The sequence below is a fragment of the Stenotrophobium rhamnosiphilum genome (genome assembly GCF_003052265.1).
GTDB classification, from domain to species: Bacteria; Pseudomonadota; Gammaproteobacteria; order Nevskiales; family Nevskiaceae; genus Stenotrophobium; species Stenotrophobium rhamnosiphilum.
In genome coordinates this window covers 62,147-87,217 of sequence record NZ_QANS01000004.1, presented here as the reverse complement: position 1 = coordinate 87,217, position 25,071 = coordinate 62,147, and the positions used below count along the sequence as shown (strand labels likewise).

Here is a 25,071-nt window from a genome sequence, read left to right as displayed (position 1 = left end):
TTCAGGATTCTATTGTGCGCAGAAAGCTAAGAATATTTGCCGCGCTTACCTTCGCACCCGCTTCTTCAAATACCAATGCGCTGTGATTGTAAGGCAGCATCGTAATCTGGCATCCCGGATCACTTACTACACGATCCCTCTGCAATGATTTGCTGCGTTCAAATGTTTCGCTCGCTCGCTTTGAGTTCGACATTAATCTGCTCAATAGTCCGCCTCTTGGATCCGCCGTCGTTCCAGCACCGATCACAAGTCTGGGCAATCCCGATAGATGCGCTTTTGCAATCGCAGAACGGATAGAAATCAACAAAGCGAACTCAGCCACACCTGCATCAAGCGATTCAGGCTTACTGAGCGCGCGGATCATCATTTCCTTGCCTTCTGCATCTGGCAAAGTCTTGGCAAGACTGCCGAACAGAAAATTTGGCAGCCCCATTGATAGGCAAAGCTTTAATACACGCACCATCGGCCCTAAAGCTCGCAGGTTTCCGTCGAGCACTGGATCAGAAACTTCAGTGGTTGGATCAATCTCAACTACTGCCTTTAAAACATCACTTCGTTGCGCTGCATGAAGCGAGCACATCAGTCCGCCATAGGAATGGCCGACTGCGATAATCGGCTGCGTTAAACCCAGCGCTGCGGGCAACGCTGCGAACTGATCACTCAGACCAGTCACCGTCTGCGCTTGCAGCAATTCACTGCCACCGATTCCGGCACGGTTATAGAACAGCAATTGCGCATGGGCAGCGAGCTCGCGCTCAATCCACGTCCACTGCTCATATGAAGCGCCCCAACCATTTTCGAATACCAGCAACGGCGCACCAGGCACGCCAACAAGCCGATAGCGCAGGCGAGCACCGGGAACATCCGCTACGCCTTGAATAGATTTATTTTCAGTCATGGACATTTGTATTTAGAAACTACCGCTGAGTCTGAGCACCAAGGCTCGTGGTGCGATGTAGTTCACTGTATTGCCAAGCGTAGGACTCGTGGAGATATTGCTGAAGCCACGCTTGTCCGTGAGATTGTTCAGCGACAAGCTCAGTTGCGGCCAACGACTGTCATCTTGCGCTGATGCGAACAAATTCAAGTCGTAAGTCTGATAACCAAAAACCTGCGCAGTACATTCAATGGTGTTGCAGGCCTGCCCCATGAACGTATGGCGGAGCGATGCGCCCAGTTCCCACGAGAGCACAACATGCTTATATGCGAGCGTCGTCGATGTTTGCCAACGCGGAGCAAGCGGCCATGGTGAGCCCGATGCCACGACCGTACCGCTGGCTGCCTTGAATGACTCCGTGGTCTCGGTACGATTCCAAGACGCTGTGGCATCCAAACTTAAACCTTCCAAGAAGACTGGAAGATAACGCAGAGACAATTCAGTTCCCACGGCTTTCACGCCACCCACGTTGTCGATGAACGTCACCAGCGTGTCATTGGAGACCTGCGATACCTGCGGATCTTTCCAGACGATAAGATAAGTCGATGCGTCAATCTGAAGCGTCTGATCGAACCAATCCGTGCGCAAACCCAGTTCATAATTCCAAAGCGTGTCCGACTTATAAAATGCTGGAACTGTCGTCGTCGGCGTTGATGCGCCAAGCTGTGGGCCGCCGAAACGGAAACCACGAGAGGCAGTGAAATACGCACGCAGATCTTCGCTTGGATGGAAGACAATCGATGCTTTTGGACTCAGACCATGTTCAGAGATCGCCGCATCACGATGGCTAGGCATTCCCAAATTCTGGGCGGAGTACAGCAATCCTGCTGTCGAAACAGTGCCTGCTGATTGTGTCTGATAGGCACGCGCTCCCAGCGTCACTTCCCAATAGTCACCAAGGGTGCGGGTCACTTCACCAAAAAGTGCTTTCTCCTTGAGATTGACGTCAGCAACGAGCTGCGCAATATCGAGCGTGTCACCAATTTTTTTCACATTGCCGGGGCAAGGACTAGCCAGCAAACCTTGAAGCTGCTCTGGCAATGGCAACGATGGCAAACCTGCGGCCGCACCCGCTTCTGCACAGTCATACAAATCCGTGCTGTAGTAAAACGCACCCGCCAGCCATTTCCAAGGCGAGTCGCCCGGCGTCGAAACCAATCGCAATTCCTGCGCAATGCCTTTGCTGTGATTACTGTCTGCTGCCGCCAGCAATGGCAACTGCCCTTCGAGCGCAATGCGCGAGGAGTCAAGAAAAGCATCGAACTTCTTTTTGAAATAGGTGCTTTGTGAAATCAGCGTTGCCCAGCTGAACTCACGTTCAATACCAAGGTTGGCAAGCGTGTAAGTGGATTCTGTCGGACTGGGTCTCGGCGTATTGTTGCGTTCGAGATTGCCATCAAAGTTGCTCGTAAAGGCAACGTCATCCTGCAGAGTGTGCTGCGTAGTTCCCATCAACGAAATCTTCCAATCCTCATTGGGATCCCAAGCAACCATCGCGCGAACACCGTACTGCGACGTTGTATTGATGTCGGATTTATTCGTAGCAGTATTGTCGATGAAACCCGGTGCATCACGATGAAAGCCCATCACCCTGACCGCAGCCGTATTGTTGGCAAATGGCGCATTCACCATTCCGCCATAGCTCCAGCCGCTATCACCGTTGCCCGGATATGAAGTTAACTGGGTGAAATACTTAACGCGGAATTCATCGAGCTGCGGCGTCTGAGGCACGTAACGAATCATGCCGTTCAGTCCGGAGCCACCGAAGAGTGTTCCCTGTGGACCTTTCAAAACTTCGACCGTCGCCATATCGAAGGGATTTGGGTCCAGCTGAACCTTGGGCACGAATGGATCTGAGAATGGAACGTCTCCGAACAATGTACCCGCAGTAAAGTTTGCATTCGTATCCGCAGAGATACCGCGGATTGTCACGCGCTTTGCCTGACCCAAGCCGTCATCCGTGAGATTCACACCGGGTACCTGCGCAACGATCTGATCGATGCCCTGCACGCCTTCGCGCTCGAGACTCTCACCTGTCAACACAGCAATGCTTGCAGGGATTTCGCGCACAGGAATTGCACGCTTGGTTGCCGTCACGACGATTTCATCGATTCGTGGAGGCGCTTGTACTACATCCTTTCCTGCTGGCACAGACAGTGCCGGCTGTGGCACAGGGATTGTGTCCAGAAGTTCTGCAGTCGCGGTGTCAGCCTGTTCTGGCGCTGCTTCAGGCGTAGTGGCTTGTGCTGGATCGGCTGGCACTGTCTCACTCTGCGGCGCCGCATCCTGCGTCGCGGAGGCGCCGATAATTTCATCTAGAAGATCAGCCGATGACGTATCAGCCGGAGCTGTGTCAGCTTGCGGAGGCGCGGACTGTTTCGCTGCATCATTTGCAGACTCTTGCGCCTGAGCGCCACAAGAAATGCACGCAAGCAATGCGCCGATCACATAGCTCTGGCGCAGCTGTACACGTTTAGCACTCATGGCTTCACTTCCTTTTAAACAGTCATTGAGATCGCGATCACTGGCTGAGACGTGCCGGGGTAGCCATTGAAAGCAGAAAATAATAAAAAATGAACGCTTGTTTTTTTATTTATAATCCCTGAACATAAAAAAAGCAAACAAATAAATGGGGGGTCTTAAAAAATGCCAAAACGGGACGATGCTCATATGGATTCCCGCCGAAGCCAGATTATTGACGGGCTGCTGGCGAGTATCAGCAAAAAAGGGCTGGCGAATACATCAACACAGGACGTCGCTGCAGCCTGTGGGCTCAGCGTGGGGTCGATGTATGTGCACTTCAAAAGCAAGGAAGAGATTCTTCACGCCGCGGTACGGCGCTCGAATGCGCAGTTGGAAAGCGGTGAGTTCTACAAGCAGTTTGGCGATCCGAAGAACTTTTTAAAGGTTATGGACGGAATTTTCCGCTATGACGACCAGCTAGCGAATGACCCTACTCATGGGGTCGTACTCGAAGTCATGTTGATGGCTCGCCATGATCCCGTTCTGCGCAGAGAAATCGAGATCAACCAAAAGGCGCGGTTCGACTTTATTCGTGAATGCGCCGCTTTGATTCCAGGAGCTAAATCGCTACGAAAATCAGAACTGGATGCCCTGGTCGCCGCGTTTACCGCTCTATTGGCAGACGCCGATCAACGAGCGCTCGCAGGTATCGACGTTCAGCGCACCTTGAAAATGGCCGCGGTTCGCCAGCTCATCAAGGCCTTTTTACCTGCGCAAGTCAGTACAAAAGCCGCCTAAAACGATCAGGCACCAATATGGCGCAGCGGTAATTTCGTGCGATCAACGGTGCGTTCGAATGAGATCATCGAACTGATTTCCTGCACCTCAAGCTGAGATAGTTTCGTCCAGACCACTTCGCGATACTCCTCGATGCTGCCGGTGACGATTTTGAGCAGAAAATCGACTTGACCGAGAACGGTGTGGCATTCCAACACTTGCGGAATAGCCTTCACCGCCTCGATGAACTTCGGTAAGGCATTCGCGTTGTGTCGCGACATTTTCACCATCGCGAAAACGACAACGTTGCAGCCCACTTTTTGTGGATTCAGTATCGCAACGCGACGTTCGATAACGCCATTCGCAATAAAATCTTGAATGCGGCGCCAGACCACGGATTTAGATGAGCCTACGCGGTCTGCGATATCAGCCGCAGCCGCCGTAACGTCATCCTGCAATTCATCGAGAATTCGGATGTCGAGGTTATCTAAAGAAGTAGTCATGAAAGTCCCCCACAAAACTTATTGTCATTATTACTGAATATTAGTCAGCATTATGCGTGGATGGCACGCCCAAGCGTAGCGAGTGCCGCTTCCGGCAGCGCCTCTGACATAGTTGGATGCACGTGAATCGTTCCCGCGAGATCTTCAATGCGCGCGCCCATTTCCAAGGCCAGAGCAAACTCACCCGAAAGCTCTGAGGCGTGCGCACCCACTGCATGCAGGCCTAACACCAGATGATTGTCGGCTCGCGCAGTCACACGAACAAATCCGCCATCGACACCCGCTTCCATTGTGAGTGAGCGTCCATTCGCGGCAAATGGAAAGGTCGCCACTTTGATTTCGATGCCGGCAGCCTTCGCTTCATCTGGTGACAAACCTGCGCCGACAATCTCAGGCTCGGTAAAGCAGACAGCGGCAATCGCGACAGGATCAAAGCTGCGCCGATGCCCTGCAATGATTTCCGCCACCATTTCACCTTGAGCAGAAGCTTTGTGCGCGAGCATCGGCTCGCCAACAAGATCACCAATCGCCCAGACATTTCGCATGGATGTACGGCATTGATCGTCGATCTTGACCCAACGGCCATTCATGTCGACCGCCATATTTTCGAGGCCCCAACCGTTGGTGCTCGGCGCCCTGCCTACCGTTACTAGAATCTTGTCGTAGGGAATATCTAAAGGGCCGCTGCCGTTTTCGACCGTCAGCACAGAACTTTCAGATAAGCCTTTGGCTCGGGCATTCAGATGAACCGCGATGCCATGCTTCTTCAGCCATTGCTCAACGGGTTTGGTCATCTGTGTGTCGTAGAGCGGCAAAATGCGTGGGCCTGCTTCAACGAAAGTGACACGTGACCCTAGGCGCGCGAAGGCGATGCCCAGTTCCAATCCGATATAGCCAGCGCCGACAACGACAAGCTGTTTCGGCAGCTCTTGCAATGACAGCACTTCAGTCGAAGACATCACTGCGCCACCAAATGGCAAGTTCGGCAATTCCACCGGCACAGAACCATTCGCGAGAATGACGTGCTCGGCTTGAACCGTGATGTCACCGTTTGCAGTTTTCACGCTACAAGTTTTGGCATCTAAGAACGTTGCCCAGCCTTGAAGCGTTCTGACCTTTGCCTTTCGCAGAAGAGAACCGACTCCGACATTCAGCTTGTCGACGACTCCCGACTTCCATCGCTGCGACTCCGCAAGATTAAGCACAGGCGCTTCGCTTAATCGAATACCCAGCGCATCGTCACTCGCGTGTCGCGAAAGCTCTTCGAACTTACTCGCTACATGGATCAAAGCCTTGGATGGGATGCAGCCGCGAATAAGGCAGGTGCCGCCTAGACGATCCGCTTCTACCAACACTGTATCGAGCCCCAACTGGCCCGCACGAATAGCTGCAACGTAACCGCCAGGTCCGCCACCAACGACAAGCACCTTGGTCTTAATGGTCTCGTTCATTTTTTATCCAACCAGCAGTGACGCTGGGTTTTCCAAAAGAGTACGAACGCGCTGAATGAAATTGGCAGCGTCCCAGCCGTCGATCACGCGATGATCAAAAGAAGAAGACAGATTCATGCAACGACGCACGATGACCTGACCATCGCGCAGCACAAGCTTGTCGAAGATCTTATTGACGCCGATGATCGAAACCTCCGGTGCATTAATCACCGGAGTTGTCATGATTCCGCCAATCGGTCCGAGGCTTGAGATGGTGATAGTCGAGCCAGAAAGTTCATCTCGCGTACCTTTACCCGCGCGCGCAGTTTCAGCCAGCCTTGATATCTCTGTCGCGGTATCCCACAGATCACGCGATTCCGCATGTCGTACAACCGGCACAACCAAGCCGTTCGGAGTCTGCGTTGCAATGCCGACGTGCACCGGTTCGTAACGATGCACGACGCCTGCTTCGTCATCGAATCTTGCATTCATTGCCGGAAAGTCTGGCAGCGCTTTTACCAAGGCTTCAACCAAGAACGGCAGCAACGTTAATTTAGGCCGATCACTCCGACGAGTCGCATTCAGTTGCGCACGCACATCTTCCAGTGCGGTAACGTCAATCTCTTCTACGTAGGCGAAGTGCGGAATGCGTTGTTTGGATCTCTGCATTGCTTCGGCGATCTTGCGGCGAAGTCCGATGATCTTGATGTCGTGTACCGCTTCACGCTGCTTGCGTGCTGAGGACAGTGGCGCACTTCCCACTGCGCCGCGAGATGCAAATTTGTCGAGGTCTTCATGCGTAATGCGCCCTGCCTCACCCGTTCCATGAACGTAGCTCAGTAAAATCCCCAACTCTTGTGCGCGACGACGAACCGCAGGTGTCGCAATCGGTTTTTCACCTGCAGCGCGAGGCACTGTTGCGACAAAAGCTGCGCTAGCACTTGATGGCGCTGAAGTCTGAACTGGGCGAGTCGTCGGTGCAGGTGACAGCGTAAGCACAGGCTCAGGCAGAGGTTGCTCTACCTTTGGAATTTCGCTTGATTGCTGAACAACAGAACCAGCGCCCTCCACTTCGATCAAGACGACGATTGATCCAATCGCTACTTTGTCGCCTTCTTGTCCGTTCAGCTGAATCACACGCCCGGTCACTGGCGACGGAATTTCGACTGCGGCTTTTTCAGTCAAGACATCAACGAGTGGCTGATCTTCTTCAACAAGATCGCCCACGGCGACACGCCAGCAGGCGATTTCTGCCTCAGCGATGCCCTCGCCGATATCCGGCAACTTAAATGCGTATTGGCCCATGATTAAAACTCCATGACGCGAGTGAGGGCTTCGCTGACACGCGCGGGTCCCGGGAAGTATTGCCATTCATGCGCCAGCGGATACGGCGTATCCCAGCCAGTCACACGCTCGATGGGTGCTTCGAGATGTATGAAGCAGGCTTCTTGCACCTGCGCAGACAATTCAGCACCGAAGCCACAAGTGCGTGTTGCTTCATGAACGATGACGCAGCGGCCGGTCTTTCGCACCGATGCTTCAATCGTTTCGAGATCGAGTGGCATCAGCGTACGCAGGTCGATTACTTCAGCATCGATACCAGACTCGGCCGCCGCAGCCAGACAAACATGCACCATCGTGCCGTAGCAAAGTACGGTGACTGCTGTTCCAGGACGCAAGACATTCGCCCGGCCCAATGGCACCGTGTAGTAACCATCAGGCACTTCACCCAGCGCATGACCTGCCCAAGGCTTTACCGGGCGATCATGATGTCCATCGAACGGGCCGTTGTAGATACGTTTGGGTTCAAAGAAAACAACGGGATCGTCATCTTCGATTGCAGCAATTAGCAAACCTTTCGCGTCGTAGGGATTCGAAGGCATCACCGTCTTTAATCCGCAGACGTGCGCAAACATCGCTTCGGGACTTTGGCTGTGAGTCTGGCCACCATAGATGCCACCGCCGCAAGGTGTGCGAACAGTGATCGGTGCAGAGAATTCGCCACCCGAGCGATATCGCAAACGCGCTGCTTCTGAAGTGAGCTGATCCATCGCAGGATAAATGTAGTCAGCGAATTGAATCTCGACGACAGGGCGCAAGCCATACGCGCCCATACCTACCGCAGCGCCAACAATGCCGCCTTCTGAAATCGGCGCATCGAAAACTCGCTTGCTTCCATATTTTTTTTGCAAGCCCGCGGTACAACGGAATACGCCGCCGAAATATCCAACGTCCTGACCAAAGATGAGGACGTCAGGATCGCGTTCCAGCATTACGTCCATCGCCGAGTTGAGAGCCTGGATCATGTTCATTGAAGGCATGACTTAATACCCCAGCTGTTGGCGTTGACGACGAAGGTGTTGCGGCAATTCTTTATAGACGTCATCAAACATCGTGCTCGGGCTCGTTCCCTTGCTGCCGAGCGTGCCGAAGCTTTCTGCTTCTTTGCCTGCGCTTTTCACTTCTTCGGTCAGCTCTGATGTCAGCGCGTCATGTTGTTCCTGCGACCATTCGCCGATTGCGATCAGGTGCTGCTTGAGTCGCTCGATCGGATCGCCTAATGGCCAGAGCGCACCCTCGCCTTCTGGACGATAGCCAGAGGGATCATCGCTACTGGAATGTGCAGCAGCGCGATAGGTGTAGAGCTCGATAACCGTTGCGCCCATTCCGGCGCGCGCACGCGCAATCGCCCATTTTGTTGCTGCGTACACCGCTAAGAAATCATTGCCATCGACACGCAAGCCGGGCAAGCCATAACCAACAGCACGTGCAGCGAAGGTTGTTACTTCACCGCCTGCGATGCCTTGGAACGAAGAGATCGCCCATTGGTTGTTAACGACATTGAGCAACACCGGAACGCGGTAGACCGCGGCGAACGTCAATGCGTAATGGAAATCTGCTTCAGCCGTAGTGCCATCACCGACCCACGCTGCAGCAAGGCGCGTGTCGCCTTTATATGCAGAGGCCATCGCCCAGCCAACAGCCTGAACGAACTGCGTACCCAAATTCCCCGAGATCGAAAAGAAGCCTGCTTTTTTTGCCGAATAAAAAACTGGCAACTGACGACCCTTCATGCGGTCTTCGCTGTTGTTGTAGACCTGACACATCATGTCGACGAGTGGCCATTCGCGAGCGATTAACAATCCTTGCTGGCGATAGCTAGGAAAGCACATGTCATCAGGTTCAAGTGCCATCGCCTGAGCTACGGCGATCGCTTCTTCGCCGGTGCACTGCATATAGAAAGATGTTTTGCCTGTGCGCTGTGCGCGCAACATGCGCTGGTCATAGATGCGCGTGAGCAGCATGGAACGCAGTCCTTTGCGGAGCACGTTCGCGTCGAGTTGCGGATTCCACTCGTCAATTATTTTGTGATCGTCACCGAGCACACGGATCAATCCGTATGCATACGCGTGCAACTGATCCTGAGACGCATCAACGGGCGGACGTGGCAAAACTTCAGTAGGCAATTGAATGCCGGAGAAGTCAGGCGCGCTGCCGGGCCTGCATTTGGGCTCGGGCACATAAAAACGTAGAGGTTGGTGGCCGCTGTCTGCGGCAACTGACGCTTCTGGATTTAACGACGCTGATGACATTTGAGCGCGCTCCTAACTTTTATTTTCATAGAGTTAGAGTAAGCCCGCGCTACAGGGATTTATTCCCTATTTTTGCCGTATTTTCGATAATTATCGGGATATTTTCCTAATAATTAATATTTTACGGTCATCTATACCGCCGCCAAGCGCATGGACAGGAAGCCTGCAATCCCCGCACCACAAGTATTAAAGCTAACGAGCCAGCTCGCCAGAAACCATACGAATCAACATATCGAAGGCCTCATCCAGTTCCTTTGGATTTTCGCGAAGAGACCAGAGTCCTAGCGTGACCAATCCGCCCATCAGCAAGCGCGCAGCAATGGCGTCACTAGGCTTGGCTTCACGGCCCAAGCGGGCACTTATTATTTTGCCAAGCTCAGTGGAAATCTGCCGGTTCACCTGACTGATGTCCGTCGCTAGTTGAGCGTTGTAAGTACTCAGCGCAGTGAGCTGTGCTGATATTTTGACGCGCTTTGGGTGATGCAAATTTTTGCGCATCAATGACCAGAAATCTTCCAATGCCTTTCCAGTGTCCTGAACGCCGAACCTCTCACGCACGTTCTCGAGTTCACGTTGCTGCTCAGAATTGAACGCTTCCAACAGCATTGATTCTTTGCTGCCGAAATAATAATGAACCAAGCCATGATTCACGCCAGCAACGGCAGCGATACGTTTAACGGTTGCCGCTTCCAATCCTTCTTCGGCAAGCACTTCCAATGACGCTTTCAGTAGCGCGCCACGCACTTCAGCGGTGGCGGCTGCCGATCGCACTGCGCGAACCTTCGCCTGCGGAGCCGCAGTCGCTGCTTTTTTTACTTTTTTGACGGGTAAAACTTTTTTCTTAAGCTGCGGCATTTTCTTCTCAATTATTTTTTCTGTACTGCACACGCGTTTGATCGACTTGCTTCATTTCATTGCAACCCAACAAAGCCATATCCCGAAGTAATTCAGCCTTAAGTAGCGTCAGCGCGCGTGTAACGCCCTTCTCGCCACCCGCGGCCAGACCGTAAAGATACGGCCTGCCGATAGAACAAGCATTAGCGCCTAAAGCTACTGCCTTGAGGATATCCGAGCCACGGCGAATTCCGCCATCCACAATGAGCTCAAGACCATCACCAACGGCATCACGGATCGGCGCTAAGCAGTCGATTGCGGCGGGCGAACAGTCAAGCTGACGGCCACCATGGTTGGAAATCATCAACGCACTGGCGCCAATCCGTTTAGCTGCCTTTGCATCATCAGGTCGTGAGAGGCCCTTGATCACAAACGAACCACCCCACTCCCCTGCAAGCCATTCGGCGTCTTTCCATGACACGGTTGCATCAAACTGACTATTCACATAGTTCATTAGACCCAAAGACCCGCCCTTCAGCGCATCAACACGGTGCGCCACGTTAGCAAGATCGAAATTCGGATCCCGCAAATAGTTGAGTGACCATTCTGGCGAAGCGACGAAACTCATTAAACTGGCCAGCGAGAATTTGGGTGGCATCACCATGCCATTGCGGTGATCACGCTCGCGATTTCCGGCAACTGGCGTATCCACGGTCAAGCACAAAGCTTTGTAGCCCGATTCTTTGCAGCGCTGTACGAGCTCCCGAGTTAGGCCTCGGTCTCGAAACACATAGACCTGAAACATTTTCGGACCGTCACTCGCTTTAGCGACGTCCTCGATGTTGGTGGTCGCCATGGTTGAGAGCGAATACATCAAGCCTGCGGACGCAGCCGCACGCGCAGCACCTAATTCTTTGTGATGATGGAACAGGCGCGACATGCCAGTGGGAGACAACAGCAGCGGCATTTCTACATCAACACCGAGCACACGCGTGCGCAGATTGACTGAAGAAACATCCACCAATGCGCTGGGCAGCAATTCGTAATCGTTAAAAGCTGCCGAATTGCGGCGCATAGTCCACTCGTCGTCAGCACCGCCGTCGATGTAGTGGAACATGGGCGCTGGCAACTTGCGCTTAGCAAGTGCGCGCAGATCAGCAATGTTGAAGCAACGGTCGAGCGACATGGTGAGTTTTAATTTCCGAAGTCGTAGGTTAAATCGAGTCCGAACGTTCTGGGCATAACAAGGTACTGCTCAGAAATGTTGGAACCGGTTGCGGTGGTAACGTTGTTGGCGGCGGTGACGCCACGTTCATCAGTAAGATTTTTGCCGTAAAGATTGATCGATATCGATTCCGAGAATTTCGTTCCCAGACGCACATCAAACAAGTTGTAGTTGCCCTTCTTCACGTCGGGAAACTGCAAAGAAGTAGCGGAAGCGCCTTCGAAGCGATGGATGAAAGCCAGCACAGGCGTGATGTCACCCCAAGACCACGTACCGAGAATCGTGTTGGAGAATGTCCATGTAGGCGAACCAGGCAACTGAGTTCCCTTTGGCGCTGCAGGACGTCCATTGTTGGGATCGAAGTCCTGCGTCAGCACCGGATGCAGGTAAGTGAGCGAGCCTTGATAAGTGATCGCTTCAACCGGACGCGCGGTGACCGAAGTTTCGATACCCGTGATGCGAGCGTTGCCAGCATTCTTCTGATACTTGAACAGGCCATCGCTGCTCTGCAGCTGAAGTGGAAAGTTCTTCCAGTCGATCATGAATGCAGTGATGTCGACACCCAATTGCTCATCAAACCACTTGGTCTTGGTGCCCAACTCATAGTTGAAGACCTGATCCGGCTTGTAGAACGGAGGGATTCCGTTGGTGCTATTTGTTGGCACGATGTTAGGACCACCGAGGCGATATCCCTTCGACATCAACGCATAGAACGTCATCAGATCTGTCGGCAGCCAAGTCACGGACACCTTCGGATTAAATCCTTTTGCACTCTCGGTGCGATCGCTTCTGATGTCGATGCCGCCTGCCGGAAGCACGAGTACGCCAGTTGACCGCGTTTTCGTTGCGACTTCGTTCATGTAGTAGCGACCACCGAACGTAATCTTCCACTGCTCAGACGGCTTGTATGTTGCTTCGGCGAACAGCGCCTTTTCAGGCGCGGTAATGTCGGCGGTTTCGTCGAATAAAGTGCCTGCTGCAAGCAACTCATTCAGCTGCGTAATACTCAAGCTACTAAAAACTGTGCTGAGTAGTGAGGCCGTATTCGCGAGAAGATCAGCATTCAGCGAGACCAAGAATTTTTCATTGCGATTGGCATATGAGGCGCCCGCCAACCATTCGAATGTTTCATTCTGTGGAGAGATAAAACGAATTTCGCCGGTATAGCCTTTCACGCGACCGATCTGCGAAAGCGGCAAACGTAATTGAAGTGCCTGAATACCGAGCGCAGTAGCACCGTCTAAATGCTGTTCGCTGCCCTTGTCCTGATAGCCGCCAATTGCGACAAAGGTGCCGAAATCCGTTTCTGTCTCAATATGCAAATCCGCCAAACGTAGATCGTTTCTAAAAGGTTCGGGATCCAAGGAAGTCTTTTTGAGATCGCCCAAACTTGGGACGACATAACCTGCGTCATCCAAGCGAGTGCCCTGATAGAGCCCGGAGAGCGACACTCTCGTGCCGTCGGAAATCGCCCAACCGAGAATCGCGCGGCCGCCTGTCGTCCGCGAATTATTGGCGCCTTTAATGCCGGTTCCTACGTTGTCGATGTAACCCGGCGTTTTTGTGTAATAGCCGACCAAACGTAATGCGAGTGAATCTCTCAATGTATCGGACAGAATCGGCGTGTTGAACATCATCTTTGCCGAGCCACCAATGCTGCTATTGGTCGTTTTACTGCCTGATCCGTTAAAGCGGAACTGTGTCTGCGTCAGATTGGGCTGCGTGGGAATGTAGTTGATCGCACCACCCAGAGAAGACGAACCGTACAAAGCGCCTTGAGGCCCGCGCAAAATTTCTACGCGCTCTGCATCAAATGCGTCGACGTCAGGAATCACCATCGGCGCTGCTGGATCAGTCAGCGGGATGTCATCGTAATAAACACCAACAGCAGGCTGCGTCAGACCCGGATAGGTATCGGATGAAACACCACGGATGGTGATGACTGAATAGCCAGCGTTGGCCTGACTAAAATTCACGCCGGGCGTAGTTGAAAGGTAATCAGCGAAATTGCTCGAACCCGTTCTATCAAGTTGTTCGCGACTCACCGCACTCACGGAGCCCGCCAACTGCGAAGCGTTCTCTGATCGCTTATTCGCGGTGACGACAATTTCTTCTAGGCGTACGCCGTTGGAAGGTGCTGCCACAGGCAATAACTTGTCGGCTTCGGTTGTTGGTGCTGGAGTCTCGGATGCTTGCGGCGCAGAAGCAGCGTCCGAAGACGCTTGCACCGGCAATTCTTGTGCAGGAGCAACAGGCGTTGCCGCCTTTGTCGCTTGAGGCTCTGCAATGTCACTCAGTAGCGTATCGATTTCATTGGAATTGCTATCCGTGCTGGCTGCAGGCGCATTGGGCGGAGCTTCTGCGTCCTGAGCGCGCGCAATGTTTCCAGTCATGCATACGCCACAGACCACAATCGTCGCAGCAATTTTCCTTGTAATCCGGCTCATCTTCTTCGCTCCCAATCTACCCGCTGCACTTGAAATGCGATCCATTTCGTATGGCTCTTTACTGCATGGCCATATCAATCTATGATGCTGCACAAGTTTAGTCAAGTAACTAAATATCTTTAGCTATACGACTAATAGACCTTTCGGCCAGGTAGACCTATGACAAAGATCATCTCCCCTTTTCTTGGCGATACAGCGCCGCAGTTCCTGTTGCTCGCAGACGGAAGAAAGCTGAGCTATCGCGACTTTGGCGCTGTAGATGGGAAGCCGTTTTTGTATTTCCACGGTGGCGGTTCATCCGCTATCGAACCCGCATACGCTCGCAGTTATTGCACTCAACTAGGCTTGCGCGTGATCGGCATTGATCGCCCTGGAATGGGCGGCTCAGATCAACGCTCCAACTACACCATTGAAGGCGTTGCGAACGACGCGCTGGCACTAGCCAATCATTTGCAGCTCAAGCGTTTCGGCTCCATCGGCATGTCTGCCGGCGGACCGTTTGCACTCAAGCTCGCAGAACTTGCGCCGGATCGCGTACCGCTTGTTGGCCTGATCAATGCTTCGCCTGAACGCACGTTGCCAGAATGGAAGGCGGTATCTCTGCCAATGCGTTTGATGCTCGCCCTCATGCTGAGCCGTCCACTACGCAAACTCGCGTTCGCGAATATTGCGACAGGCACTGAGAAAAGAGTTTCCAAAGCCGCCAAGAAAGGCGTACTTACGCAGCAAGATCAACTCCACATCATTGCGGCAATCCAAGAAGGGCTAGCTAACCCTCACGGATTCGACACGCTGATGGGCGACATCGATTTGGTGCTAACGCGTAACTGGCCAATCAATTGGAGCACGCTCAAAGCAAAGGTATTTGCTTACTCCGCCACAAAAGATCCATCGCTGCCGTTCTACATCGCACTCGCAAAGCGGTACGCGAATATTTCTACACAAGAAATTCCAGGCACGCACGCCCCAGTAGTTACGGGCGATGCATGGCGTGATCTGGCTAGTCACACAGACGTTCTTCTCTAAATTCCAACGCCGCCTTGGCGCATAGGTGACACCATGATTTCGATTGACTCAATTCAGAAACTCAAGCTTGTAGCGGCTGGAAAGACTGCGCTGCCTGTTCTCATTCATCTTGTCGATGGCAAGCGCCAGCCTTTGTGCGCTGGCGTAGCGCCCAAGCTCCCAGATACTTTCAAGGGACGCGCTGGCGAGCGATTTGATCACGTTGACGGACAGCGTCGCGCGCTCTTAGTTGGATGCGGCAACGCCACCGCTGCGGGCTCAGCTGTTTACTGGGAATCAGTAGGCGCCCAAGCTGTTGCTGCGCTACAGGCGACCGGACTTGAACAAGCACAGATTGCAGGTGCATTCGCCAGTGCAGAGGCATCGCAATCGTTTTGCGTCGGCGCTTTGCTCGCCAGCTACAGTAATAAGATTTATCGCAAAACTGCGGTGACTGTCGTGCCACAACTGCGCGTCGTTGGCGTCAGCAAGGACACACTGAAACGTGCAGAGGATCTCGCCACTTCAATGAACTGGGCGCGTGCGCTAGTCGACGCGCCACCGAATCACTTGACCCCTTTGCAATTTGCAAAAGAGTCACAGTCCCTCTCTTCAATAGGCGTTGATGTAAAAGTGCTCAACATGACTGCGCTGGAAAAGATGGGCGCACATGGCCTGCTTAGTGTTGGTCGATCCAGTGTTGAGAAACCCTGCATGGTTGTCGCGCAGTGGAATGGGCGCGCTGGAAAAGGCACGGATCTCGCTATCGTAGGCAAAGGCCTGACTTTTGATGGCGGCGGCCTGAACTTAAAAACTGTGATCATCGAAAAGATGAAACTCGACAAGGGTGGCGCTGCAGCAGCCATTGCCGCGTTACGCGTTCTGGCGTTGCGCAAAGCGAAGATTAATGTCGCCGTCGTATTAACACTGGCTGAAAATGTGATCGGCCCCGATGCCTATCGCCCTGGCGACGTGATCTCCTCACTCGCAGGCATCACCATCGAAGTTGCTAACACCGATGCAGAAGGACGCATCGTGCTGGCAGACGGTCTGACCTACGCACAAACCAAGTTCAAACCAAAGTATCTCGTCGATATCGCGACCCTGACCGGTGCTATTGCAGCAACCTTCCATCAGGAATTCGCTGGTCTTTTCGCCAACGACGAACCACTCGCACAATTGCTGCAGCAGGCTTCCAGCGAAACCGGCGATCTACTCTGGCGCATGCCGCTTTCACCGCTTCAGGATTATGTTGTTGAGTCCGAAATAGCGGATGTAAAAAACGTTGGCGCAATGACCAGTATCGGTATTCCGGCCTACGGCTCCTCAATCGCTGGCGCTAAATTTCTTGAGAAATTTACGGTTGGATCGAAATGGGCTCATTTGGACATGGCGAGCACAGTACTGACCACTCGCAGTAATTCAGGTCTAAAACCAGGGCCATCTGCCTGGGGCGTAAAGATTTTGGATCGCTTGGCGAGCCTGATCTCCAAGCAGTAAATCGAACTACGGAATTGAGTGCGGTCGCATACTTCAAGATCGAGACAGAAAAATGGAAATTAGCCTAGGTTCTTTCGTTGCTTTCGAGTCGGTGCAACGTTCGATGGGAGATGGTTACAAAATTCCCGCAGTCGATGCCACCGATACTAGATTACTGACACCTCGCGAGATAGAAGTTCTAGTGCTACTGGGAACGGGCCTATCGGTTAAGGGCGTTGCGCGAGAACTGATCATTTCTCCAGGCACAGTGAAATGGCATGTTAAAAATCTCTACTACAAGCTTGGCGCCAGTTCCCGCGAAGATGCCCTATCGAAAGGACGGCTACGAGGAATAATCTGATAAACGCCTACAAGCTTTAAAAAGGCCAAAAAAAACGGCGGTGTTATTCACACCGCCGATAATAAATTCCGAGGGAGGAGACCCCGGAGTCAAAGTGCTTGGTCAATAACTATTGAATATTTGATTTCTCGATAAGGCGCAGAGCCAGCGCATCAGCGACGACATTGGTCGGCGTATCTTTTGCGGTGGACTCTGAAAAGATTTCTGCGAGTGTTTTTCCAATGCCAGCAACACGATCCCAGACTTCTTTCTCGTTGCCAGTGTGCAAATACTCAGCTGTCGCGCAGATGATGCCGCCAGCATTGATGACGTAATCCGGAGCGTAGAGAACGTGGCGATCGTGCAGGCGTTGGCCATCTTCCAACGTCGCAAGCTGATTGTTAGCGCCACCAGCAATGATCGGCGCAAGAATCTTTGGAATGCTCTGCTCGTTGAGAATGGCACCGAGTGCGCAAGGCGCAACGACGTCGACATCCTGAAACAGAATTTCGTCAACTGACACAACCGTAGCGCCGAACTTCTGCTTGGCTGCTTCGCAGGCAGCAGCATTAATGTCGGCAACAACCAACTTCACTCCAGCTTCATGCAGGTATCCGCACAAGTGGCGGCCAACACTGCCCAAGCCTTGTACAGCGACGCTGAGGCCCTTCAGATTGCGCGTCGACAGACGCGCCTGCACGGCTGCGAGGATGCCGCAGTAAACGCCGTAGGCAGTTTTGGGAGAAGGATCGCCGCCAACGGCCGCGCCTTCGTGATGCAATCCGCTGACAAAGGAGGTGTTGCGAGCGACGTAGCCCATATCGGTGACAGATACGCCGACATCTTCTGCAGTGATGTAACGACCATTGAGCTGCTGAACGATACGTCCGAAAGCTTCAAACTGTGCTTCGGTAACAGCCTTGCCAGGTTCGCGAATGATCACCGCTTTGCCGCCGCCCATAGGCAGGCCAGCAACAGCGTTCTTGTAGCTCATACCGCGCGATAAGCGGAGCGCATCTTGCAAAGCTGCTTCGTCATTGTCGTAGAACCATGCACGACAGCCGCCGATTGCAGGTCCGAGTCGCGTGGAGTGAATGGCAACGATTCCGCGCAAGCCACTGGCCGCGTCAGAGAAATAAGTCACGCTTTCATGAGCGTCAAAGCTACGGCTGTCAAACATTCTCTTCTCCAATGCCTATTGTGGAATGGCATCGGAATATTTTATCGACGTAGTAATGCAAAATAATTCTTAATTCGAGCTTTAACGGATAGCGATTGATCGTTAATTCCCTAATTTTTAAATTTATAGGGATTTTGTTTCTAAGCGAGACTCTGGAGCGACTCAACAAGCAGCACATTAAATTTTCTAAGTGATAGGCCCAATTAAAATCAATTGTTGCCCTGCTCTAAAAGCAGTCCAATAGCGTCATACAAAACGCAAACGAAAAAGGAGCACGGCAATGGACTTATTCACGACAACCACACAGATCTTTGTTCTTTCGCTCATCGGCAGCACGTTCGCTGCAATGATTGGCACTTCCGTTCTCGACTCTATTGCTGACCAGAAGGTGCTTGTCGCTCGCTTTCGTGCAGCGACCAAGCAAGTTTCGAAAGTCGTCGTTCGTTAAATTCACTCAATCGTACTCATCAAAACTGAGCACGACGGTATAGCGCTGATTGCAGTCGCTTAATGATCTCCTCCGATCCTCCACGGGATCTTATTCAGGCTACCTTTTGGTAGCCTTTTTTTTGACCAAAGGATCACAGGGCTTTCACGACCGATAAACGGAGCACGCGGAAGCGCCCATCAGGCCTACGATGATTGTGCGTTCTGATCGCTCTCCCCCCTCGATCCAACGCACTTTGGTCCGCCGCTCCACTCCTAGCGGCGGGCCAAATTTTTTTGATTCCAAGACCAACCCATCGAGAGTTCAAATCCCGCTCTGGCTTCAGCCAATAAAAAAGGGCCTTGCGGCCCTTTTACAAATTAGTGGTGAGATCAGTTTGTATAAATCTCGATAAGACCACGCGCTGCCTTGGCAGCATTGCGTGCTGGACCATTTTGGCACTGGAACGTGAGACGACTCAGGTAACTGCCTTCCCACAACAGCATCAGCGAGTCACCTAAGATTTCGTATTCGCGTGCGCCCATGTCTTGCGCCAGTTTTCTGAAACGACGACGCATTTCAGCTTTGTATTTTTCAACAACAACGCGCGCAGGATGATCGGGCTCAGTAATTTCTACTGCGGCATTCGCCAGCGCACAGCCGCGCGATTCTTGTCGGCAGGTGTCTTTTACGTGGCCATCGAATAGCACTTCGACTTGTTTACGTGGATCGCCCGCATGCGCTTCCATGATGTCGTCCCACCATGCCCAGCCATCGCTTTCCTGGCTGCGTAAATATTCGGCAACGAGTTCGTCTTTTGACGCCCAGCTGCGATAGAAACTCATCTTGTTGGTGCCCGCTTCCGAGGCAATCGTATCGACGCCCACAGCGCGGATGCCGTGGCGATAAAACAAATCGCAGGCAGTTTCGAAGATCCGATCGCGTACACGCGGCTTCGGGCTCTCAGAAATAACTTCTTTTTCAACAGTGGCTTGAATCGTTTTCGACACACTCATGGCGATCTCCGCTTGACATGTTACTTACCGGTCACTAACTTACCGCTTCAATGTGACTTACCGGTAACACACGACGCGTAGCATCGGAGTGTTAAGGCGATATGTCAAGTCTAGCCAATCCAGCTTCTGGATAGCGGGTTTGATGCAAAGCACGGCAAGTCCGGTGGTGCCGATTTAAGGGCTGACAGGAGTCTCAAATGCCGTTACGTAAACCAGGTTTCAAGAAATTTTATGTGCCAGCGCTGATTGGCGTGCCGGCGTTCACTGCACTCGTTCTTGCCATCGGCTTGGGCCGCACGGAAGCAAAGGCTCAACCAGCCGCCCCCGTTGCAACAGAAGTGACGGTCGCTGAAGTGATTCATAAGCCTTTACATGAATGGCAGGAATTCAGCGGTCGCTTGCAGGCTGTGGATACCGTCGAAGTTCGCCCACGCGTAAATGGCTATATCGATCGCGTCGCCTTTCCAGACGGTGCTCGTGTCACTAAAGGACAGTTGTTGTTTCAGATCGACCCACGCCCCTTTCAAGCAGAAGTGGATCGCCTCACCTCCGAACGCGCGCGCGCACTCTCTGATCTGGATCTTGCCCGCGCCAATCATGCGCGTGCAGAGCGTCTAATTGCAGAGAACGCGATTTCGCGTGAGGAATATGAGCGTTTAGTTGCGGCAGAAAATTCGGCACAGGGTGAAGTGGGTTCCGTCAGTGGTTCACTTGCCGCGGCACGTTTGAACTTAGAGTTCACACAAGTTCGCGCGCCAATTGAAGGACACGTTTCGCGCGCCATCATCACCGCTGGCAACCTCGTCACCAGCAGTAGCCTGCTAACGACGGTGGTTTCTGACAACCCGGTCTACGCTTACTTCGATGCTGACGAGCAAACGTTCCTCCGCTACGCAAAAGCAAAACGCGATCCCGCCAATAAAGATGCGACTGGGGTCTTCATGGGCTTGGTTGACGAAGAAGGCTACCCACATCAGGGCGAGCTGAACTTTGTCGACAACCAAGTTGATCCAACGACAGGCACGATCCGCGCTCGCGCTGTGTTCGCAAATCCCGAAGGTCGCTACACGCCTGGTCTGTTTGCACGCATCCGCTTAGTCGGTGGTGCTGACGCTGAAACGGTATTGATTGAAGACCGCGCGGTTGGCACTGACCTCGGCAAGAAATTTGTTTTCGCACTCAAGCCTGACAAGAGCATCGAGGCTCGATTCGTTGAGTTGGGCCCTGTGATTGACGGCTTGCGCGTTGTGAAACAAGGCCTCGTCGCTGGTGACGTCATCGTCGTCAATGGATTGCAGCATGTGAAGTCGGGTGAGGTTGTAGCCCCTACCCGCATTGCAATGAATACCGACAACGACGGACTGCGTCAGGTTTTAGGTTCATCGGCAGCGCCCAGTTTGGTCGCTCAAGAAGGAACTCTGCCCACCGTTCGTGCGCGTCCTTAAGTTTTATTGCGAACGAAATAAGGACTCACCATGAAACTCTCACAGTTCTTTATCAGTCGGCCAATCTTTGCCGGCGTGCTTTCTGCGTTGATCTTTCTCGCAGGCCTTTTGGCGCTACCGACATTGCCGATCAGTGAGTACCCGGAAGTCGTTCCGCCTACAGTCGTCGTTAAGGCCAAATATCCTGGCGCCAATCCAAAAGTCATTGCAGAAACTGTGGCCAGTCCGCTCGAGCAATCCATCAACGGCGTTGAAGGCATGCTCTATCAGTTTTCGCAGGCGACAACGGATGGCGTGATGACGCTGACGGTGACATTTGCATTGGGCACGGATGTCGATAAAGCACAGGTTCAAGTGCAAAACCGCGTGGCGCAGGCTTTGCCGAAGTTGCCTGAGGTTGTGCAGCGTCTCGGTGTTGTCACCAACAAGGCATCGTCAGACTTAACACTCGTCGTGCATTTGCTGTCGCCCGATAATCGTTACGACACGCTTTATCTCTCCAACTATGCGCTTTTGAAAGTTAAGGACGAGATCGCGCGACTGGATGGCGTTGGTGATGTGCAAGTCTTTGGCGCTGGCAATTACTCGATGCGAGTCTGGCTCGATCCAGAGAAAGTGGCGAGTCGTAATATGACGGCGGCTGACGTCGTCAAAGCAATTCGTGAGCAGAACGTTCAAGTGGCTTCAGGCCAGTTGGGCGCCCCGCCCTCCAAGAATGCGACTGACTTTCAAGTATCAATCAACACCAAAGGTCGACTCAGTAATGAGGACGATTTCCGCAACATCATCATCAAGACCGGTGATTACGGTCAGGTTACGCGTCTGAAAGATGTCGCAAGAGTTGAACTGGGTTCGGACTCTTATGCGCTGCGTGCGCTGCTTGATAACAAGTCTGCAGCTGCGATCCCAATTTTCCAGCGCCCCGGCAGTAACGCGATTGATATTTCAGAGCGCGTTCGCGCAAAGATGGAAACGCTGAAGAAAGATTTTCCACAGGGCGTGGACTATCAGATCGTTTATGACCCGACGATCTTCGTGCGCGGCTCGATCAATGCGGTCATACACACCTTGATAGAAGCGATCCTGCTGGTTGTGCTGGTGGTGATTGTGTTCTTGCAAACCTGGCGCGCATCCATCATTCCACTCATTGCCGTTCCGGTATCGCTGGTCGGAACCTTTGCAGTGATGAAGATGTTTGGATTCTCAATTAATGCCTTGTCGCTATTCGGTCTAGTTCTCGCAATCGGCATCGTGGTTGACGATGCCATCGTTGTCGTCGAGAACGTTGAGCGCAATATCGAAAAAGGCCTGAAGCCGGTTGAGGCAACGCGCCAAGCAATGCGTGAAGTGACTGGCCCGATCGTGGCGACTGCGCTGGTGCTGTGCGCCGTATTTATTCCAACCGCCTTTATCAGTGGACTCACGGGCGAGTTCTACAAGCAGTTCGCGTTGACGATTGCGATTAGTGCGGTTATTTCGGCATTCAACTCGCTCACATTATCGCCAGCACTCTCAGCACTTCTGTTGAAAGAGCACAGCGCCGAACCAGATCGATTGACCAAGCTGATTAACGCTTCCTTCGGATGGTTCTTCCGCCCTTTCAATCGCTTCTTCGTGAAATCTTCTAAGGGTTACGTGCGCGGTGTCGGCCGCATATTCCGTGCAGGCAGCATTGCACTCTTGGTCTACGGAGTATTGATTGCGCTAACTTGGTGGGGATTCGCTCGAACGCCGACTGGCTTTGTGCCGCCGCAGGATAAGCAGTACCTCGTAGCATTTGCACAGCTTCCGGATGCAGCGACCTTGGATCGTACTGATTCCGTGATTCGTCGCATGAGTGATCTGGCTTTGAAGCAACCGGGCATTGAAAGTGCAGTCGCTTTCCCTGGCCTGAACATCAACGGATTCACGAATAGTCCAAGCTCAGGAATCGTGTTTGTCACGCTCAAGCCATTTGAAGAGCGTAAAGGCAAAGACATGTCCGCAGTGGCCATCGCCGACGCGTTGGGTAAGCAATACGGCAAGATTCAGGATGCCTTCGTCGCAGTGTTTCCGCCGCCACCTGTCATGGGCTTGGGAACCATCGGCGGCTTCCGTATGCAGGTTGAAGATCGCGGCGGTCTTGGGTTTGAAGAGTTGTATAAGCAAACGCAAAACCTAATCGCCAAGGGCAATGCTGATCCTGCACTGCATGGCTTGTTCTCCAGCTATCAGGTCAACGTGCCGCAGGTCGATGCCAACGTTGATCGCGAGAAAGCGAAGTCACAAGGTGTTTCCTTGCAGGATTTGTTCGACACCATGCAAATTTATCTCGGCTCGCTGTACGTCAATGACTTCAATCTTTTTGGCAGAACCTATGAGGTGAACGCTCAGGCAGAGCCTCGTTTCCGTCTGCAAGCTGAAGACGTTGCTCGTTTGAAAACACGCAACGCAGCTGGCGACATGATTCCTTTGGGAAGCTTTGTCACGGTGAAGCAGTCATCGGGACCCGATCGCGTGATGCACTACAACAGCTATCCAACTGCGGAGATCAACGGTGGGCCAGCAACCGGCTTCAGTAGCGGTCAGGCACAAGCCGCGATTGAGAAGCTTGCGAAGCAGGAACTGCCAAATGGAATGACGTTTGAGTGGACTGAACTAACCTTTCAGCAGGACGTAGCAGGCAATACTTCACTACTGATTTTCCCACTGGTCCTGTTGTTGGTCTTCCTAGTTCTGGCTGCGCAGTACGAAAGCCTTGGCTTACCACTAGCCGTGATTCTGATTATGCCGATGGTGCTTTTCTCTGCGATCACTGGCGTTCAACTTGCAGGTGGTGACAACAACATCTTCACGCAGATTGGCTTAATCGTTCTGGTCGGCCTCGCCAGTAAGAACGCGATTCTAATTGTCGAGTTTGCGCGAGATCGAGAAGCCCAAGGTGAAAAGCCTCTGCGCGCTGTATTGGATGCCGCCAAGATGCGCTTGCGCCCCATTCTGATGACGTCACTGGCATTCATCATGGGTGTAGTGCCATTGGTTCTTTCTAGCGGAGCAGGTGCTGAGATGCGCCATGCAATGGGTGTAGCCGTGTTCTCAGGAATGTTGGGCGTAACGTTCTTTGGATTGTTATTGACGCCTTTGTTTTACCTGCTGATACGCAAGCTGTCGCACAAGAAGCGCATCAAGCGTGATCAAGAAAAAACGCAGGCTCAGATTGAGCCTGTGGTATCTCACTAACTTTATTGAATCGGAGAATTTTATGAGCGAAAAAATTGCATTGATCACTGGCGCCAATAAAGGCCTCGGCTTTGAAGCGGCTCATCAGCTGGCCAAGACTGGCGTGCACGTCATTATCGGCAGCCGCGACCGTAACAAAGGAATTTCGGCAGCATTAAAGATTCAAGCCGAAGGACTGAGCGCTGAGGTATTGCCACTCGACGTCACCAGTTCCTCCAGCATTGCAGACGCGGCACGCGAAGTAGAAAAGAAGCATGGTCGCCTGGATATTCTGATTAACAACGCTGGCGTCTTGCTTGACGATCCAACGATCAAGCCTTCACAACAGAAGCTTGAGACCTGGCGCAAAACTTTTGATTCTAATGTCTTTGGTTTGGTCGAGACGACACTGGCGTTCCTGCCGCTGCTGCATAAATCGAAGGCAGGTCGCATCGTCAATCTATCGAGCATCCTTGGATCAAACACCTTACATCAGGATCCAGCATCGCCGATTTATGAATTCAAAATTCCGGCATACAACGTTTCAAAATCAGCCGTTAATGCATGGACAGTACACCTCGCGCATGAACTGAAAGACAGCAAGATCAAAGTCAATGCAGCCCACCCCGGCCACGTAAAAACCGAGATGGGCGGCGCAGGAGCATCTATGGAAATTGTTGATGGCGCCAAAACCAGCGTGCAACTCGCACTGCTTGCGGATGACGGCCCTAATGGAGCCTTTGTCCACTTGGGTGAAGCTTTACCTTGGTAA

Annotated in this window: 20 protein-coding genes; 8 read left to right on the top strand and 12 right to left on the bottom strand. The window is 52.7% G+C overall.

The genetic code is table 11. From position 1 onward, the window contains the following. Window position 1 precedes the first annotated feature (1 nt). Both CJD38_RS11200 and CJD38_RS11195 read right to left on the bottom strand, forming a co-directional pair. On the bottom strand, window positions 2-898 hold the full coding sequence (locus CJD38_RS11200) for an alpha/beta hydrolase (protein WP_161554217.1): 897 nt from the start codon (window positions 896-898) through the stop codon (window positions 2-4). 12 nt (window positions 899-910) lie between these two features. After that, window positions 911-3,421, bottom strand: coding sequence for a TonB-dependent receptor (locus CJD38_RS11195; protein ID WP_107940448.1), 2,511 nt, complete (start codon window positions 3,419-3,421; stop codon window positions 911-913). Between the two features lie 186 nt (window positions 3,422-3,607). Here CJD38_RS11195 and CJD38_RS11190 point away from each other — a divergent pair, with 186 nt between their 5' ends. After that, a complete protein-coding gene (locus CJD38_RS11190) occupies window positions 3,608-4,198 on the top strand; it encodes a TetR/AcrR family transcriptional regulator (RefSeq protein WP_206362966.1) in 591 nt (196 codons plus the stop codon). A 5-nt stretch (window positions 4,199-4,203) separates the two neighbouring features. Here the strand turns inward: CJD38_RS11190 and CJD38_RS11185 are convergent, their stop codons facing one another. From CJD38_RS11185 to CJD38_RS11150, 8 genes are all read right to left on the bottom strand, one after another. Further along, window positions 4,204-4,680 carry an Lrp/AsnC family transcriptional regulator gene (locus CJD38_RS11185; RefSeq protein WP_107940446.1) on the bottom strand — a complete coding sequence of 159 codons (477 nt, stop codon included), beginning with the start codon at window positions 4,678-4,680 and terminating at the stop codon, window positions 4,204-4,206. A 50-nt stretch (window positions 4,681-4,730) separates the two neighbouring features. After that, a complete protein-coding gene (gene lpdA, locus CJD38_RS11180) occupies window positions 4,731-6,131 on the bottom strand; it encodes a dihydrolipoyl dehydrogenase (protein WP_107940445.1) in 1,401 nt (466 codons plus the stop codon). Window positions 6,132-6,134: 3 nt separating this feature from the next. Continuing rightward, entirely contained in the window at window positions 6,135-7,415 is a 1,281-nt protein-coding gene (locus tag CJD38_RS11175; RefSeq protein ID WP_107940444.1) for a dihydrolipoamide acetyltransferase family protein, read from the bottom strand. A 2-nt stretch (window positions 7,416-7,417) separates the two neighbouring features. Further along, complete coding sequence (locus CJD38_RS11170) at window positions 7,418-8,431, bottom strand: alpha-ketoacid dehydrogenase subunit beta (protein ID WP_107940443.1); 1,014 nt, start codon at window positions 8,429-8,431, stop codon at window positions 7,418-7,420. A gap of 3 nt (window positions 8,432-8,434) precedes the next feature. Beyond that, window positions 8,435-9,703, bottom strand: coding sequence for a thiamine pyrophosphate-dependent enzyme (locus CJD38_RS11165; RefSeq protein WP_107940442.1), 1,269 nt, complete (start codon window positions 9,701-9,703; stop codon window positions 8,435-8,437). Window positions 9,704-9,895: 192 nt separating this feature from the next. Continuing rightward, entirely contained in the window at window positions 9,896-10,558 is a 663-nt protein-coding gene (locus tag CJD38_RS11160; RefSeq protein WP_107940441.1) for a TetR/AcrR family transcriptional regulator, read from the bottom strand. A 7-nt stretch (window positions 10,559-10,565) separates the two neighbouring features. Next, window positions 10,566-11,723, bottom strand: coding sequence for an alpha-hydroxy acid oxidase (locus CJD38_RS11155; RefSeq protein WP_107940440.1), 1,158 nt, complete (start codon window positions 11,721-11,723; stop codon window positions 10,566-10,568). A gap of 8 nt (window positions 11,724-11,731) precedes the next feature. Next, a complete protein-coding gene (locus CJD38_RS11150; RefSeq protein WP_161554216.1) occupies window positions 11,732-14,155 on the bottom strand; it encodes a TonB-dependent receptor in 2,424 nt (807 codons plus the stop codon). Window positions 14,156-14,368: 213 nt separating this feature from the next. On the opposite strand from CJD38_RS11150, the gene CJD38_RS11145 reads away from it, so the two are divergent. From CJD38_RS11145 to CJD38_RS18935, 3 genes are read left to right on the top strand one after another with little or no spacing between them, the layout of a single operon-like run. Then, window positions 14,369-15,235 carry an alpha/beta fold hydrolase gene (locus CJD38_RS11145; protein ID WP_107940438.1) on the top strand — a complete coding sequence of 289 codons (867 nt, stop codon included), beginning with the start codon at window positions 14,369-14,371 and terminating at the stop codon, window positions 15,233-15,235. Between the two features lie 33 nt (window positions 15,236-15,268). Continuing rightward, window positions 15,269-16,714: a leucyl aminopeptidase family protein gene (locus tag CJD38_RS11140; protein ID WP_107940437.1), complete on the top strand. Its 1,446-nt coding sequence runs from the start codon at window positions 15,269-15,271 to the stop codon at window positions 16,712-16,714. Window positions 16,715-16,766: 52 nt separating this feature from the next. Beyond that, entirely contained in the window at window positions 16,767-17,054 is a 288-nt protein-coding gene (locus tag CJD38_RS18935; RefSeq protein ID WP_107940436.1) for a response regulator transcription factor, read from the top strand. Between the two features lie 109 nt (window positions 17,055-17,163). Here CJD38_RS18935 and CJD38_RS11130 read toward each other — a convergent pair whose 3' ends face one another. Continuing rightward, entirely contained in the window at window positions 17,164-18,213 is a 1,050-nt protein-coding gene (locus CJD38_RS11130) for a Leu/Phe/Val dehydrogenase (protein ID WP_107940435.1), read from the bottom strand. Between the two features lie 280 nt (window positions 18,214-18,493). On the opposite strand from CJD38_RS11130, the gene CJD38_RS18445 reads away from it, so the two are divergent. Next, window positions 18,494-18,661, top strand: coding sequence for a hypothetical protein (locus CJD38_RS18445; RefSeq protein ID WP_161554215.1), 168 nt, complete (start codon window positions 18,494-18,496; stop codon window positions 18,659-18,661). Between the two features lie 371 nt (window positions 18,662-19,032). On the opposite strand, the gene CJD38_RS11125 is transcribed toward CJD38_RS18445, so the two are convergent. Next, the gene (locus CJD38_RS11125; RefSeq protein WP_107940434.1) at window positions 19,033-19,656 is read right to left on the bottom strand and encodes a TetR/AcrR family transcriptional regulator; all 624 of its coding nucleotides are present in this window, start codon (window positions 19,654-19,656) and stop codon (window positions 19,033-19,035) included. Between the two features lie 197 nt (window positions 19,657-19,853). On the opposite strand from CJD38_RS11125, the gene CJD38_RS11120 reads away from it, so the two are divergent. Genes CJD38_RS11120 through CJD38_RS11110 form a run of 3 tightly spaced genes read left to right on the top strand, consistent with a single transcriptional unit; the run spans window position 19,854 to window position 25,071 of the window. Next, the gene (locus tag CJD38_RS11120; RefSeq protein ID WP_107940433.1) at window positions 19,854-21,101 is read left to right on the top strand and encodes an efflux RND transporter periplasmic adaptor subunit; all 1,248 of its coding nucleotides are present in this window, start codon (window positions 19,854-19,856) and stop codon (window positions 21,099-21,101) included. A 30-nt stretch (window positions 21,102-21,131) separates the two neighbouring features. Further along, window positions 21,132-24,320, top strand: a complete 3,189-nt coding sequence (locus CJD38_RS11115; RefSeq protein WP_107940432.1) for an efflux RND transporter permease subunit — start codon at window positions 21,132-21,134, stop codon at window positions 24,318-24,320. Between the two features lie 22 nt (window positions 24,321-24,342). After that, the gene (locus CJD38_RS11110) at window positions 24,343-25,071 is read left to right on the top strand and encodes an SDR family oxidoreductase (RefSeq protein ID WP_107940431.1); all 729 of its coding nucleotides are present in this window, start codon (window positions 24,343-24,345) and stop codon (window positions 25,069-25,071) included.